11 protein-coding genes are annotated in these 12,814 nt (G+C 68.3%); 8 read left to right on the top strand and 3 right to left on the bottom strand.

All coding sequences use genetic code 11. The features are described 5' to 3' along the window. Positions 1-9: 9 nt before the first annotated feature. Entirely contained in the window at positions 10-2,175 is a 2,166-nt protein-coding gene (locus BOX37_RS15710; protein WP_071928303.1) for a 3-hydroxyacyl-CoA dehydrogenase NAD-binding domain-containing protein, read from the bottom strand. 29 nt (positions 2,176-2,204) lie between these two features. After that, on the bottom strand, positions 2,205-3,416 hold the full coding sequence (locus BOX37_RS15705; RefSeq protein ID WP_071928302.1) for an acetyl-CoA C-acetyltransferase: 1,212 nt from the start codon (positions 3,414-3,416) through the stop codon (positions 2,205-2,207). Positions 3,417-3,617: 201 nt separating this feature from the next. On the opposite strand from BOX37_RS15705, the gene BOX37_RS15700 reads away from it, so the two are divergent. Then, positions 3,618-4,766, top strand: a complete 1,149-nt coding sequence (locus BOX37_RS15700; RefSeq protein ID WP_071928301.1) for an acyl-CoA dehydrogenase family protein — start codon at positions 3,618-3,620, stop codon at positions 4,764-4,766. Positions 4,767-4,793: 27 nt separating this feature from the next. Here BOX37_RS15700 and BOX37_RS15695 read toward each other — a convergent pair whose 3' ends face one another. After that, positions 4,794-5,405 (bottom strand): TetR/AcrR family transcriptional regulator, encoded by a 612-nt coding sequence (locus tag BOX37_RS15695; protein ID WP_240505361.1) that lies wholly within the window; start codon positions 5,403-5,405, stop codon positions 4,794-4,796. Positions 5,406-5,503: 98 nt separating this feature from the next. Between BOX37_RS15695 and BOX37_RS15690 the strand changes: the two genes are divergently transcribed. The 7 genes from BOX37_RS15690 to fadD11 are packed head-to-tail and all read left to right on the top strand — an operon-like array spanning position 5,504 to position 12,708. Next, positions 5,504-6,385, top strand: coding sequence for a metal-dependent hydrolase (locus tag BOX37_RS15690; protein WP_071928299.1), 882 nt, complete (start codon positions 5,504-5,506; stop codon positions 6,383-6,385). Then, complete coding sequence (locus BOX37_RS15685; RefSeq protein WP_071928298.1) at positions 6,382-7,407, top strand: PDR/VanB family oxidoreductase; 1,026 nt, start codon at positions 6,382-6,384, stop codon at positions 7,405-7,407. Before BOX37_RS15690 ends, BOX37_RS15685 begins: the two co-directional genes overlap by 4 nt. Before the next feature lie 19 nt (positions 7,408-7,426). Then, positions 7,427-7,636 (top strand): hypothetical protein, encoded by a 210-nt coding sequence (locus BOX37_RS15680; protein WP_071928297.1) that lies wholly within the window; start codon positions 7,427-7,429, stop codon positions 7,634-7,636. A 2-nt stretch (positions 7,637-7,638) separates the two neighbouring features. Then, positions 7,639-9,096 (top strand): flavin-containing monooxygenase, encoded by a 1,458-nt coding sequence (locus BOX37_RS15675; protein ID WP_071928296.1) that lies wholly within the window; start codon positions 7,639-7,641, stop codon positions 9,094-9,096. Continuing rightward, positions 9,093-9,968 carry a short-chain dehydrogenase/reductase gene (locus BOX37_RS15670; RefSeq protein ID WP_084759718.1) on the top strand — a complete coding sequence of 292 codons (876 nt, stop codon included), beginning with the start codon at positions 9,093-9,095 and terminating at the stop codon, positions 9,966-9,968. The genes BOX37_RS15675 and BOX37_RS15670 overlap by 4 nt, the downstream gene beginning before the upstream one ends. Next, positions 9,965-10,912, top strand: a complete 948-nt coding sequence (locus BOX37_RS15665) for an alpha/beta hydrolase (RefSeq protein ID WP_084759716.1) — start codon at positions 9,965-9,967, stop codon at positions 10,910-10,912. The genes BOX37_RS15670 and BOX37_RS15665 overlap by 4 nt, the downstream gene beginning before the upstream one ends. Then, positions 10,909-12,708, top strand: a complete 1,800-nt coding sequence (gene fadD11 / locus BOX37_RS15660) for a fatty acid--CoA ligase FadD11 (RefSeq protein WP_071928295.1) — start codon at positions 10,909-10,911, stop codon at positions 12,706-12,708. The genes BOX37_RS15665 and fadD11 overlap by 4 nt, the downstream gene beginning before the upstream one ends. Positions 12,709-12,814: the final 106 nt, after the last annotated feature.

Here is a 12,814-nt window from a genome sequence, read left to right as displayed (position 1 = left end):
GGCGACCACTCAGCCGAGCGTTTCCCCGGCAGCGGCCTTGGCTCGCAGCGAGCCGGGTACCTCGAAGCGGTCGCCGTAGGCGGCGCGCAGTTCGTCGGCCCGGGCCACGAATCCGGCCAGGCCGCCCGCGTACTGGTTGATGTACTGCACGACACCGCCGGTCCAGGCCGGGAAGCCGATGCCGAAGATGGACCCGATGTTCGCGTCCGGCACGGTGCGCAACACACCCTCGTCGAAACACCGTGCGGTGTCGAGGGATTCGGCGAACAGCATCCGTTCCTGCATATCGATGAACGGGATGCCGTGGTCGTCCCGGGTGTACTTCTCGGCCAGCCCGGACCACAGCCCGAGCTTCTTGCCGTCGGCGTCGTAGTCGTAGAAGCCACGCCCTTCGAGCCGTCCCGGCCGGTCGAAGTCGTCGACCATGGCGTCGACGAGCGGATACGCCTTCGACTCGACCCAGCGGCGCCCCTCGGCGAGCAGGTTCTCCTTCAGGCTGCGCCGGATCTTCTGCGCCAGCTTCATGTTGATCTCGTCGGCCAATGCCAGCGCGCCCACGGGGTAGCCGGCCTGGGTGGCGGCCTGTTCGACCGAGGCCGGGTGCACGCCCTCGGCGACCAGCGCGATCGCCTCGTCCATGAACTGGCCGATCACCCGGCTGGTGAAGAAGCCGCGGCTGTCGTTCACCACGATCGGGGTCTTCTTGATGGCCAGGGTGTAGTCGATGGCGCGCGCGATCGCCTCGTCGCTGGTCTGCTCGCCGACGATGATCTCCACCAGCGGCATCTTGTCCACCGGCGAGAAGAAGTGCAGGCCGATGAAGTCGGCCGGCCGCGCCACGCCGGTGGCGAGGTCGGTGATGGGCAGGGTGGAGGTGTTGGAGCCGAGCAGGGCGTCCGGGTTCACCAGCGCCTCGATCTCGCCGAAGACCTTCTTCTTCAGGCCCGGATCCTCGAACACCGCCTCGACGACGAAGTCGCAGCCCGCGGCGTCGGCCGGATCGGCGCTGGGGTGGATGCGGCCGAGGATCTCGTCGTACTTGCCCTGGGTGATCGCACCCTTGCGCAAGGCCTTGTCGAGCAGCTTGCGCGAGTAGTCCTTGCCGCGCTCGGCCGCTTCGATCGTCACATCTTTGAGCACGACCCGCATCCCCGCACGGGCCTGCACATACGCGATGCCCGCGCCCATCATTCCGGCACCGAGCACGAGGACCTTCCCCGGTGTGCGCACGGGGAATCCGTCGGGGCGACTGCCGCCCTTGTTGATCGTGCCGAGGTCGAAGAACAGCGATTTGATCATGTTGGTCGAGACCTGACCGCAGATCAGGTTCGTGCAGTAACGCGTCTCGATCGCGAAGGCGGTGTCGATGTCGACCTGCGCGCCCTCGACCGCTGTGGCCAGCACCGCGACAGGTGCGGGCATCGGCGCGCCCTTGAGCTGCTTGCGCACATTCGCGGGGAAGGCGGGCAGGTTGGCTGCCAGGGCCGGGCTCGACGGGGTGCCGCCGGGAATCTTGTAGCCCTTGACATCCCAGGGCTGGGCGGCCTCGGGATTCGCCGCGATCCAGGCGCGAGCCTTGTCGAACAGCTCCGCACGGGTCGACACCACCTCGTCGACGATGCCGACCTGCAACGCCTTGGCCGGCTTCATCCGCTGACCCTGGCCCACGACGTTGAGCACCGCGCTGGTGACGCCCAGCAGCCGCACCGTGCGGGTGACACCGCCTGCGCCGGGCAGCAGACCGAAGGTCACCTCGGGCAGACCGAGCAGAGTTCCCTTGGCGTCGAGGGCGATCCGGTGATGGGTGGCCAGCGCGACCTCGAAGCCGCCGCCGAGCGCGGTGCCGTTGATCGCCGCGACCACCGGCTTGCCCAGTCGCTCCAGCCTGCGGAACGCGGCCTTGTACGTATCGAGTCCGAGCGCGATCTCCGGCGCGGTCGCAGGGGTGGCGTTCATCAGCAGATTCAGGTCGCCACCGGCGAAGAAGGTGTCTTTGCCCGAGGTGAGGATGACACCGTCGTAGGTGTCGATCTCGGCTTCGAGCCGGTCGACGGTCGCGGTGAGGTCACGCGCGAACGCCGCGGTCATGGTGTTGGTGGACTGGCTCGGGTCGTCGATGGTGAGGGTGAGCACCCGGTCGGCGCCGAGATCCCAGGCAATCGTGGTGTCGGTCATGGTCTTTCCTCTGTATCCGGGTCCGGCGCTCAGACGCGCTCGATGATGGTGGCGATGCCCATGCCGCCGCCGATGCACAGCGTGATCAGCGCGCGGCGCGCACCCCGGCGTTCCAGTTCGTCGATCATGGTGCCGGTGATCATCGCGCCGGTGGCGCCCAGCGGATGGCCCATCGCGATGGCGCCACCGTTGACGTTGAGCTTCTCGTCCGGGATGGCCAGCTTCTTCTGGTAGTTGAGTACCACCGACGCGAACGCCTCGTTGAGCTCGAACAAGTCGATGTCGTCGACGGTGAGCCCGGCCAGCGCCAGCACCTTCTCGGTCGCCGGGATCGGACCGGTGAGCATGATCGTGGCATCGCTGCCGCTGACCGCCGAGGCCACGACCCGCGCACGCGGCGTCAGTCCAGCGGCGCGTCCGGCCGCCGCGCTGCCGACCAGCACCAAGGCCGCACCGTCGACGATGCCCGAGGAGTTGCCCGCGTGGTGGACGTGGTCGATCTTCTCCACGTGGTGATAGCGCTGCAGCGCCACGGCGTCGAAACCGCCCATCTCCCCCATCGCCGCGAACGAGGGGGTCAGTCCGGCAAGGCTTTCCACGGTCGTGTCGGGCCGCATGAACTCGTCGTGATCGAGCACGACGGCACCGTTGATGTCGGTCACCGGGACCACCGACTTGGCGAAGTAGCCGCCGGCCCAGGCCGCGGCCGCCCGCTGCTGGGAGCGCACCGCGAACGCGTCGACGTCCGCGCGGGAGAAGCCCTCGATGGTGGCGATCAAGTCGGCGCCGATGCCCTGCGGAACGAAGTACGACTCGTAGTTGGTGATCGGGTCCATCGCCCACGCACCACCGTCGGACCCGAGCGGAACCCGCGACATCGACTCCACACCACCGGCGATCACCAACTGCTCCCAGCCCGAGCGCACCTTCTGTGCCGCGGTGTTCACCGCTTCCAGACCCGAACCGCAGAACCGGTTGAGCTGCACCCCGGCGACAGTGTCGGGCAGCCCGGCCGCGAGCGCGGCGGTCTTGGCGATGTCGGCGCCCTGATCGCCCACCGGTGAGACGACGCCGAGCACGATGTCATCGATCAGCCGCGGATCCAGGCCGGGATGGCGGGCCTTCAGTTCATCGATGAGCCCGACCACCAGGTCCAGCGGCTTCACACCGTGCAGCGCGCCGGTCTTCTTCCCGCGCCCCCGTGGCGTGCGGATCGCTTCGTAGATGAATGCCTCGGTCATGTTTCCTCGATTGTTCGACGGTCAGGGTGAGCGAAGTGGGTGGCGCGCCGGTCCGGTGGTGGTCCAATAGTCGGATGTCCGATCAGATGCACAATGACACCCCTATTGGCGACCTGTCAACAGAATCTCCGTCCTATTGACATTTCGCCAACAGAGTGGTCACCCTGAGCGCAGTCCATCGACAACGAGGAGAGCAACTCGATGAGCACAGCCGACATCGACGCCGAGTCGGAGCTGCACGGCCTGGCCGAGCTGGCCCGCAACTTCTTCGCGAACACGGTCGCGCCGCGGCGCGAGGAGTTCGCCGAGCAGGGATTCCCCAGCCGTGAGGTCTACCGGCAGGCCGGTGAACTGGGTCTGCTGTGCATGTCCGTGCCCGAGGAATACGGCGGTGGTGGCGGCACCTTCGCCCACGAGGCCGTGCTGTTCACCGAGCAGGTCAAAGGTGGGGACTCCTCGATGCAGCTCGGCGTGCACACCGGCATCGTTCCGCACTACCTGCTGGCGTATGCCTCGGAAGAGAACAAGAAGCGCTGGCTGCCCGAGCTCGCCTCCGGCGAATGGATCGGCGCGATCGCCATGACCGAGCCCGGCACCGGCTCCGACCTGCAGAACATCGCCACCAAGGCGGTCAAGGACGGCGACGACTACCTGATCACCGGCGCCAAGACCTTCATCTCCAACGGGCGCAACTGCGACCTGTTGATCATCGCGGTGAAGACCGACCCGAATCAGGGTGCCAAGGGCGTGTCGCTGGTGGTCGCCGAGGTCGGCGACGACACCCCCGGCTTCGAACGCGGCAGGCTCTTGAAGAAGATCGGCCAGAAGGGCCAGGACACCACCGAGCTGTTCTTCGACGAACTTCGCGTGCCGCAGGCCAATCTGCTCGGCACCGCCGAGGGCCAGGGTTTCGTCCAGCTCATGCAGCAGTTGCCGCAGGAGCGGCTGATCTGCGGTGTCGCCGCCGCGGCCGCGATCGAGGCCGCCGTCGACGAGACCCTGGCATATGTCAAGCAGCGCAACGCTTTCGGCAAACCGCTGTTCGCCATGCAGAACACCCGGTTCGAGATGGCCGAGTGCGCGACGATCGCCGAGGTGGTGCGCACCTTCGTCGACTCCGCCGTGGAGAAGCATCTGCGCGGCGCGCTGGATGTGAAGACCGCCGCGATGGTCAAGTACTGGACCACCGATCAGCAGTCCCAGGTGATCGACCGGTGCGTCCAGCTACACGGCGGCTACGGCTACATGGAGGAGTACCCGATCGCGCGCATGTGGGCCGATGGCCGCATCGCCCGCATCTACGCCGGGGCCAACGAGGTCATGAAGGACCTCATCGCCCGCTTTCTCTGACATCGAGGCGCCCGCGTCGACCGTGGATCACCGAGTGAGAATCGGAACCACATAGGCGCGGGCGAAGGCCTCCAGCGCCTCCTCGGAAGACGTGTCAATGGTGCCGACCGGCTGCAGGACCAGCGAGTGGACGAGGCGACAGGCCACCTCCACCCGGTTGGCGAGGTCGGCAACTTCGGGAAACCGACTGTCCTCGAGTACCTTTCGCAGGATCTCGGTCGACGCGGCGACCGAGAGCAGGAAGAACGACGCCCCGTCGACGGTGAGCTGCGGCAGAATCCGGTCGGCTTCCAGCGTCAGCAGCCGTTCGACCAGCGGATGGGTCCGCCACCGCACGATCACCGTGGTGAAGACGTCGACGACGATCGCCTCGAACGTGTCGTGGCGGGCGGGTATCTCGCCCAGGTCCGCCAGCAGTCTGCGCACCTCGCGTTCGAACGCCGCGTTCACGACATCGTCGCGCGAGCCGATCCGGCGGTAGACCGTCGCCCGGTCGACCTCGGCCGCCCTGGCGATGTCCTCGATCGTCGTCTTGCGCACGCCCACCCGCTCGAACTGCACGAGGGCCGCGTCGATGATCCGTTCTTCGACGGAGTCGGCGGCGGGCGGGTTTCCCGAGGTCGCAGCGGTGGAGAGCACGCTTCGACGGTAGCAGGCGCGCTGCCGGACACCCGACATCGCCAATCAATCTTCGCTGCAACATTGCGATGATATTTGTTGCACTGTACGGTCGGTGCATGGCTGATAACAGTGCAACGACGCGCTCCTATCAGGAAGAAGCGCACGCGATCCAGGCACGAGATGTGCATTTCGACTTCTCCTCGGTACCCATGCACTACATCCCCGGGGAGGTGCTGGCCACCCACGTCACCAACGTCATGCACCTGGTGCTGCCCGAGGGCGAACGGGCGATGGCCAACTGCCTGGCCGAAGCGCTCCCGCACATCGACGACGAGCGGCTGCGGGAGGAGGTCACCGGGTTCATCGGCCAGGAGTCGATGCATGCCAGCAGCCACGAAGGCGCGCGGCGGCATCTGCAGTCGATCGGACTCGATGTCGAGTCCTATGTCGCCAAGATCGCCTGGCTGGTCGACCGGGCCCTCGGCGATCAGGGTCTCACCGGCCGGGCCAGGCAAGAGTGGCTCAAGGAACGGCTCGGCCTGTTCGCCGGGATGGAGCACTTCACCGCGGTCATCGGCGAATGGCTACTCGAGTCCGAGGTGTTGGCCGAGATCGGGATGGACCCGACCATGCTCGACCTGGTGCGCTGGCACGGCGCCGAAGAGGTCGAGCACCGCAGCGTCGTGTTCGACGCCTACATGCACGTCGACGGCGGTTATGCCCGCCGGGCGCGCACCGGGCTGCTGGCCGGCGCAACGCTGCTGCCGCTGTTCGTGATCTCCACGGCGTACCTGTATCGCAAGGACCCGAGCACCGACAAGGGCAGCTCGTGGGCTCGGCAGTTCGTCAGTGCGACGGTGCGCGGCGTCATCCCGAGCTTCACCACGTTCGTCACCGAGATGCCACGCTATCTGAATCCGCGTTTCCATCCGTCCCACCTGGGCTCGATGGACAACGCCCTGCGGTATCTGGCCCATTCCCCGGCGGCGCGCGGGTGAGCAGCGCGGGCGAGGTCGCGACGCCGAGCCTGCGGGTGATCGGTGCCGCCGTGGATGTCTACAAGAAGGTCTTCACCCGACCCACCATCTCGCATCCGGTGCGGCACATCGGTTTCGATCTCGACCTGACGGTCGAATCGGTGCGCACCGAGGCCACCGACGTCGTGAGCTTGGCACTGACCCACCCTGGCGGCGAGGCACTGCCGAGCTGGCGTCCCGGCTCGCACATCGATGTGTTCCTGGATTCGGGCAAGCAGCGCCAGTATTCGCTGTGCGGTGACCCGCGCGACCGGCATCGCTACCGCATCGCGGTGCGCCGGATCGCCGACGGTGACGGTGGATCCCGCGAGATGCACACCCTGTGCGCCGGTGACCGGCTGCGCATCCGCGGCCCGCGCAACGCGTTCACCTTCGTCGAGACCGCTCCGTCGTATCTGTTCGTCGCCGCGGGCATCGGGATCACCCCGATCCTGCCGATGGCCTGTGCGGCGGGCGCGCGGGGGCGCCTGGTGTATCTGGGCCGATCCCGCGACACCATGCCGTTCCTCGACGAGGTGCCCGACCACACCGAGATCCGGCCCGACGACGAGGTCGGCACCTCCGACATCGCCGCCCTGCTCGCCACGGCGGCGCCGGGGGCGGCGGTCTATGTGTGCGGGCCTCCCCCGGTCCTCGACCTCACACAGCGCACCCTGTTCGCCCTCAATCCCACCGCCTCGCTGCACACCGAGCTGTTCTCGGCCCGTCCGGTGACCGACGGCCAGGAGTTCGAGCTGGTCCTGGCCCGCAGTGGCGAGACCGTGCGCGTCGGCGCCACCGAGACCGCTCTCGCGGCACTGCGCCGGATACGCCCCGATGCCGTCTATTCCTGCAGGCAGGGCTTCTGCGGCACCTGCAAGACCCGGGTACTGGCCGGCGAGATCGATCACCGTGATCGGCTGCTCACCCCCGGCGAGCGACCCGATCACCTGCTCACCTGTGTCTCCCGGTCCACCGGTGGCGCGCTCACGCTGGACCTCTGACCGCGAAAGGCACGGTCTCATGACCTCCCTCACTCTCGACCGATCCACCTTCGACGTCCACGACCCCGCGACGGGAGCCGTCGTCGGCACCTATCCGAACCACGACGAGACCGCCGTCGCCGCCGCGGTCGCCCCCTCGCCACTGGCCCTCACGACAATCACCCGCAGTGCCCGGATCGACACCGTCGTCGACCGTGGGGTTTCGGCGCTGCCCGCAAGGATCGGCTGACCATGCCCACAGAACACACGCGCATCGCCGTGCTCGGCGCCGGTTTCGGTGGCATCGGACTGACGATCAAATTACGCGAGGCCGGTTTCGACGACATCGTGGTGCTCGAACGCGCCGACGACCTCGGCGGCACCTGGCAGGCCAACACCTATCCCGGCTGTGCCTGCGACGTGCCCTCACAGCTCTACAGTTTCTCCTTCGCCCCGAACCCGGAGTGGTCGCGCACCTACGGTAAGCAGCCGGAGATCCTCGACTACCTGCGCACCGTCGCCGAGCGCCACGATGTGCTCCGGCACCTGCGCCTCGGTTCCGAACTGCTCGATGCCCGCTGGGACGACGAAAACTCGCTGTGGCGGATCGAGACCTCCCGCGGCGAGCTCACCGCGGACTACTTCATTTCCGCCGCGGGCGTTTTCGCCGAAGCGAAGTTTCCGTCGCTGCCCGGCCTCGACACCTTCGCGGGCCGCGCGTTCCACTCCCTGCACTGGGATCATGATCACGATCTGACCGGGGAACGGGTCGCGGTGATCGGCACCGGCGCCTCCGCGGTGCAGTTCGTGCCGGAGATCCAGCCGAAGGTCGAGGCACTGACGGTGTTCCAGCGATCGGCGCCGTGGATCGTGCCCCGCCTGGACCGGCCGACGCTCGGCGTGGAACGTCTGCTGCTGCGGCAGATCCCTTTGGCGCAGAAGGCCGTCCGGGGCACCTGGTACACCCTGATCGAAGGCTTCGGCCTGGTCGGCTTCGTCGACAACCGCTTCCGCCACCCCTACGAACTGCTCGGCCGGATCCAGTTGCGCCGCCAGATCCGCGATCCGCGATTGCGCGCCAAGGTGACCCCGGACTACATGATCGGCTGCAAGCGCGCGATCTTCTCCGACGCCTATCTCCCCGCTCTCGACCAGGACAATGTCGACGTGGTGACCGACGGCATCGCCGAGGTGCGCCCGCACTCGATCATCACCCGCGCGGGTGCCGAGATCCCGGTCGACACCATGATCTTCGGCACCGGGTTCACCTCGATCCCCACCGCCTTCGATCGCATCGTCGGCCGCGACGGGGTCTCGATCGCCCAGCTCTACCATCAGCGCCCACAGACCTACCTCGGTGCGGCGGTGGCCGGGTTCCCCAACTTCTTCTGCACGCTCGGCCCGTTCGGCGCGGCCGGGAACCAGTCGGCGATCTTCATGCTCGAATCGCAGATCGCCTACATCGTCGACGCGCTCACGACCCTGCGCGCCCGCGGCGAGCACCGGGTCGAGGTCCGCGCACAGGTGCAGGACGATTTCGTCGAGGAGATGCGGCGGCGCAGCGCCGACACGGTCTGGTTGACCGGCGGCTGCGAGAGCTACTACACCACCCCCGACGGCGGCAATGCCGGGCTGTATCCGAACTGGAGCTTCGAATATCGCCGTCGCACGAAGCGGTTCGACATCGAGTCCTACGAGGTGTCGGCATGATCGGTCTGCCCGTTCTCGATCCGGCGTCCTGGTTCGCACCCACCTACGACGTGAACGACAAGGTCGTCCTGGTCACCGGCGCGGGTCAGGGGATCGGCCGGGAACTCGTCGCCCTCCTGCACCGCCGCGGCGCGATCGTCATCGTGGTCGATGTCGACGCCGAGTCGGCCCGCCGCACCGCCGCCGACCTGTGGACGCGCGCACACGCCTTCGGCGCCGATGTCGCCGACCGGGCCCGGATGGCCGAGGTGGTCGACGAGGTGGTGCGACGGTTCGGTCGTCTCGACGTGGTCGTGGCCAATGCGGGTGTGACGCCGGTGCCCTCGACCGTCCGCACCATGGACCCGGCGGATTTCGACCGGGTGCTGAGTATCAATCTGACCGGGGTGTTCAACACCGTGCGTCCGGCCTTGGATCACGTCGTGGCCGCACGCGGGCACGTGGTCGTGGTGTCCTCGTGTGCGGCGTTCGCGCCCGGCATGGGCGGTTCGCCCTACATGGTGAGCAAGGCCGCGGTCGAACAGTTCGGCCGCGCCCTGCGCGTCGAACTCGCCGCTGTCGGCGCCAGTGCCGGGGTGGCCTACTTCGGCATCGTCGAGACGGCCATGACCCACGACATGCTCGACGCCGACGACCTCGGCCGAGAACTCGACGGGCTGCTGCCCTGGCCGCTCAGCGTGCGCATCACTGCCGAACAGGCGGCGCGCACCATCGCCGACGGCATCGCCCGCCGGGCCCCGCGCACCATCGCGCCCAGCGGCTGGCAGCCCTACGCGCTGCTGCGCGGGGCGATCAATGTCGTGCTCGACCGCCGGCTCGCCGCCGACGAGACCGTGCACCGTCTCGTGCACGCGATCGAGCAACGACGATGACCGCCGAGCGGGGATCGTTGCGGGCCCGCACGATCCGTCAGGTGTCGGCGCTCACGGCCGGGAGGCTCGCCGCGCTTGCCCCGGTGAACGCCTACACGATCCCGGCCGCGCGGCTGATCGTCGACCAGGCGTTGCGGGCCGGGGCGCCACCGTTGCGCGGGACCTCCACCGAAGCGTTGGTGGAGAACGGTTTTCGCGGGGAAAGGGTGCGTGGGCCGCGCGCCGAACGCACCGACGCCGTCGTGCTGTATGTCCACGGCGGCGGGTTCATCGCGGGGTCGGCCTTCGGATATCGCGGGGTTGCGTCCCGATTGTCCACCGCGACACGGCTTCCGGTGTTCACCTTGGACTACCGCCGCGCGCCCGAACATCCGTTTCCGGCCGCGCCCGGTGATGTCGCCGCGGCCTTCCGGTGGCTGGCCGACCGGCACGGTCCGGGCAATGTCGTCGTCGCCGGGGATTCGGCCGGCGGGTTCCTCGCGGCCCATCTGGCAGTCGAGAACGCGCGCGCCGGGCTGCCACCACCGGGCGCGCTGGTCCTGTTCTCCCCCATGGCCGATCTGAGTCTGGCGCTGGCCCTCGGACACGACAATGTCGACCGCGACGGGCTGCTGTCCACCGAGATGGCCCGGCAGGCGATCGCTCACTTCACCGACGAGCCGTTCGATCTCCGTCCCACACCCGGGATGCCGTTGCCGCCCGCGCTCATCCACGCCAGCGACACCGAGTACTTCGGCGCCGATGCCGCGGAACTCGCGCGACGGTGGCGAACCACCGGTGCGCCGTGCGAGCTGCGGGTCTGGCCGGATCAGATGCACGCCTTCCAGACCCTGCCCGTCGTGGTTCCCGAATCCAGGACGGCTTATCGCGCGGCGGCCCGCTTCGTCGCCGCGCACCTGCCTACCGCCTCGGCGGTCATCACCCAGAAAGTCACTGCCTCGTGAGCACTTCTCGTTTCGACACCCTGCCCGCCGCGTTCCAGCACACCGCCGCGATCGATCCCGACGCCACAGCCCTGCGCACCCCCGGCGACGCCCAGACCATCACCTGGCGCGAGTACGCCGACCAGGTGCGCGCGGTCGCCGCCGGCCTGTCCGGGCTCGGGGTGCGACGCGGCGACACCGTCGCGTTGATGATGAGCAACCGCGTGGAGTTCTATCCGCTCGAGGTCGGCGCCCAGCACGTCGGCGCCACCTCGTTCTCGGTGTACAACACGCTCTCCCCCGACCAGCTCGCCCACGTCCTCGGCAATGCCGGAACGCGCGTGGTGATCTGCGAACCGCAGTACGCGAAGCTGGTCGCTTCCGCGGGCGTGCAGCTCGAGCACATCGTGTGCGTCGACGACGCGCCCGAGGGGACGCTGTCGGTCGCCGAGTTGCTCGCCGCCGCGCCCGACGGCTTCGACTTCGAGGCGGCCTGGCGCGCGGTCCGCCCCGACGACGTGGCCACCCTGATCTACACCTCCGGCACCACCGGCGCCCCGAAGGGCGTGGAGACCACCCACGCCGCGCTGCTGTTCCAGGTACACGGCATCGCCGACATCCTCGGCATCGAATTCGGTGACACCATCACCTCGTTCATGCCGACCGCCCACATCGCCGACCGTCTCACCGCGCTCTACGTCCAGGAGGTGCTCGGCACCCAGGTGACCAGTGTGAGCGACCCCAAGCAGATCGCCACCGCGCTGGCCGAGCTGCGGCCCACCGTGTGGGGCGCGGTGCCGCGGGTGTGGGAGAAGCTCAAGGCTGCCATCGAATTCAAGGTCGCGGCCGAGCCGGACGAGGCGCGCCGCCAGGGGATGCAGTGGGCGCTGTCGGTGGCCGCGGCCCGCAGCCGCCATCAGCTCGCGGGCGAACCCGTGCCCGACGAGCTGGCCGCCGAGTGGGCGCGCGCCGACGAGCTGGTGCTGAGCAAGTTGCGCGGCGCGCTCGGCCTCGACCGGGTGCGCTGGGCGCTGTCGGGAGCGGCCCCGATCCCGCCGCAGACGCTGGCGTTCTTCGCCGGGCTCGGCATTCCCATCGCCGAGATCTGGGGCATGTCCGAACTGGCCTGCATCTGCAGCGTGAGTCACCCGCGAGACGCGAAGTTGGGTTCGGTCGGAAAGTTGTTGCCCGGCATGGAATCCCGGGTCGCCGACGACGGTGAACTCCAGGTGCGAGGACCGCTGGTGATGAAGGGTTACCGTGGGCGGCCCGAGCAGACAGCCGAGGCCGTCGATGCCGAGGGCTGGCTGCGCACCGGCGACATCATCAGCCTCGACGCCGAGGGCTACCTCACCGTCGTCGACCGCAAGAAGGAGATGATCATCAACGCGGCGGGCAAGAACATGTCCCCGACCAATATCGAGAACGCCGTCAAAGCCGCCACACCCCTGATCGGCGCCATGGCCGTGATCGGCGACGGCAAGCCCTACAACACCGCGCTGATCGTGCTCGACGCCGAATCCGTCGAACCCTACGCCCGAGCACACGGACTCCCCGACGCCTCGCCCGCCGCCCTGTCCATCGACCCCGGCGTGATCGCGGCCATCCGGGCCGGCGTGGCCCAGGGCAACAACGCACTCTCGCGCGTGGAACAGCTCAAGCGCTTCCGCATCCTGCCGACCTTCTGGGAGGCCGGTGGCGACGAGGTCACCCTCACGCTGAAACTCAAGCGCCGAGTCATCGCCGCCAAATACACCGCCGAGATCGACGATCTCTACGCCGCGAACCCCCACGAGGCAATCCTCAGCCCGCGGTAGCGGATCGCGGTCGCGACGATCGGCGTCGATGACCGGGCGCTCCGCTCCCGGGATCTCAGCTCGCTAGTCTGGCAGCAGCGCACGACGGTGTGCGCTGCTGCCCCTA

The sequence above is a fragment of the Nocardia mangyaensis genome (assembly GCF_001886715.1).
Classification (GTDB): Bacteria; Actinomycetota; Actinomycetes; order Mycobacteriales; family Mycobacteriaceae; genus Nocardia; species Nocardia mangyaensis.
Note: the sequence above shows the minus strand (reverse complement) of the source record. Positions and strands in the feature narration are given on the sequence as shown.

Coding starts and splice junctions, on each gene's coding strand:
- BOX37_RS15710 (WP_071928303.1), bottom strand. CDS start 2,175: ATGACCGACACCACGATTGCCTGGGATCTCGGCGCCGACCGGGTGCTC.
- BOX37_RS15705 (WP_071928302.1), bottom strand. CDS start 3,416: ATGACCGAGGCATTCATCTACGAAGCGATCCGCACGCCACGGGGGCGC.
- BOX37_RS15700 (WP_071928301.1), top strand. CDS start 3,618: ATGAGCACAGCCGACATCGACGCCGAGTCGGAGCTGCACGGCCTGGCC.
- BOX37_RS15690 (WP_071928299.1), top strand. CDS start 5,504: ATGGCTGATAACAGTGCAACGACGCGCTCCTATCAGGAAGAAGCGCAC.
- BOX37_RS15680 (WP_071928297.1), top strand. CDS start 7,427: ATGACCTCCCTCACTCTCGACCGATCCACCTTCGACGTCCACGACCCC.
- BOX37_RS15675 (WP_071928296.1), top strand. CDS start 7,639: ATGCCCACAGAACACACGCGCATCGCCGTGCTCGGCGCCGGTTTCGGT.
- BOX37_RS15670 (WP_084759718.1), top strand. CDS start 9,093: ATGATCGGTCTGCCCGTTCTCGATCCGGCGTCCTGGTTCGCACCCACC.
- BOX37_RS15665 (WP_084759716.1), top strand. CDS start 9,965: ATGACCGCCGAGCGGGGATCGTTGCGGGCCCGCACGATCCGTCAGGTG.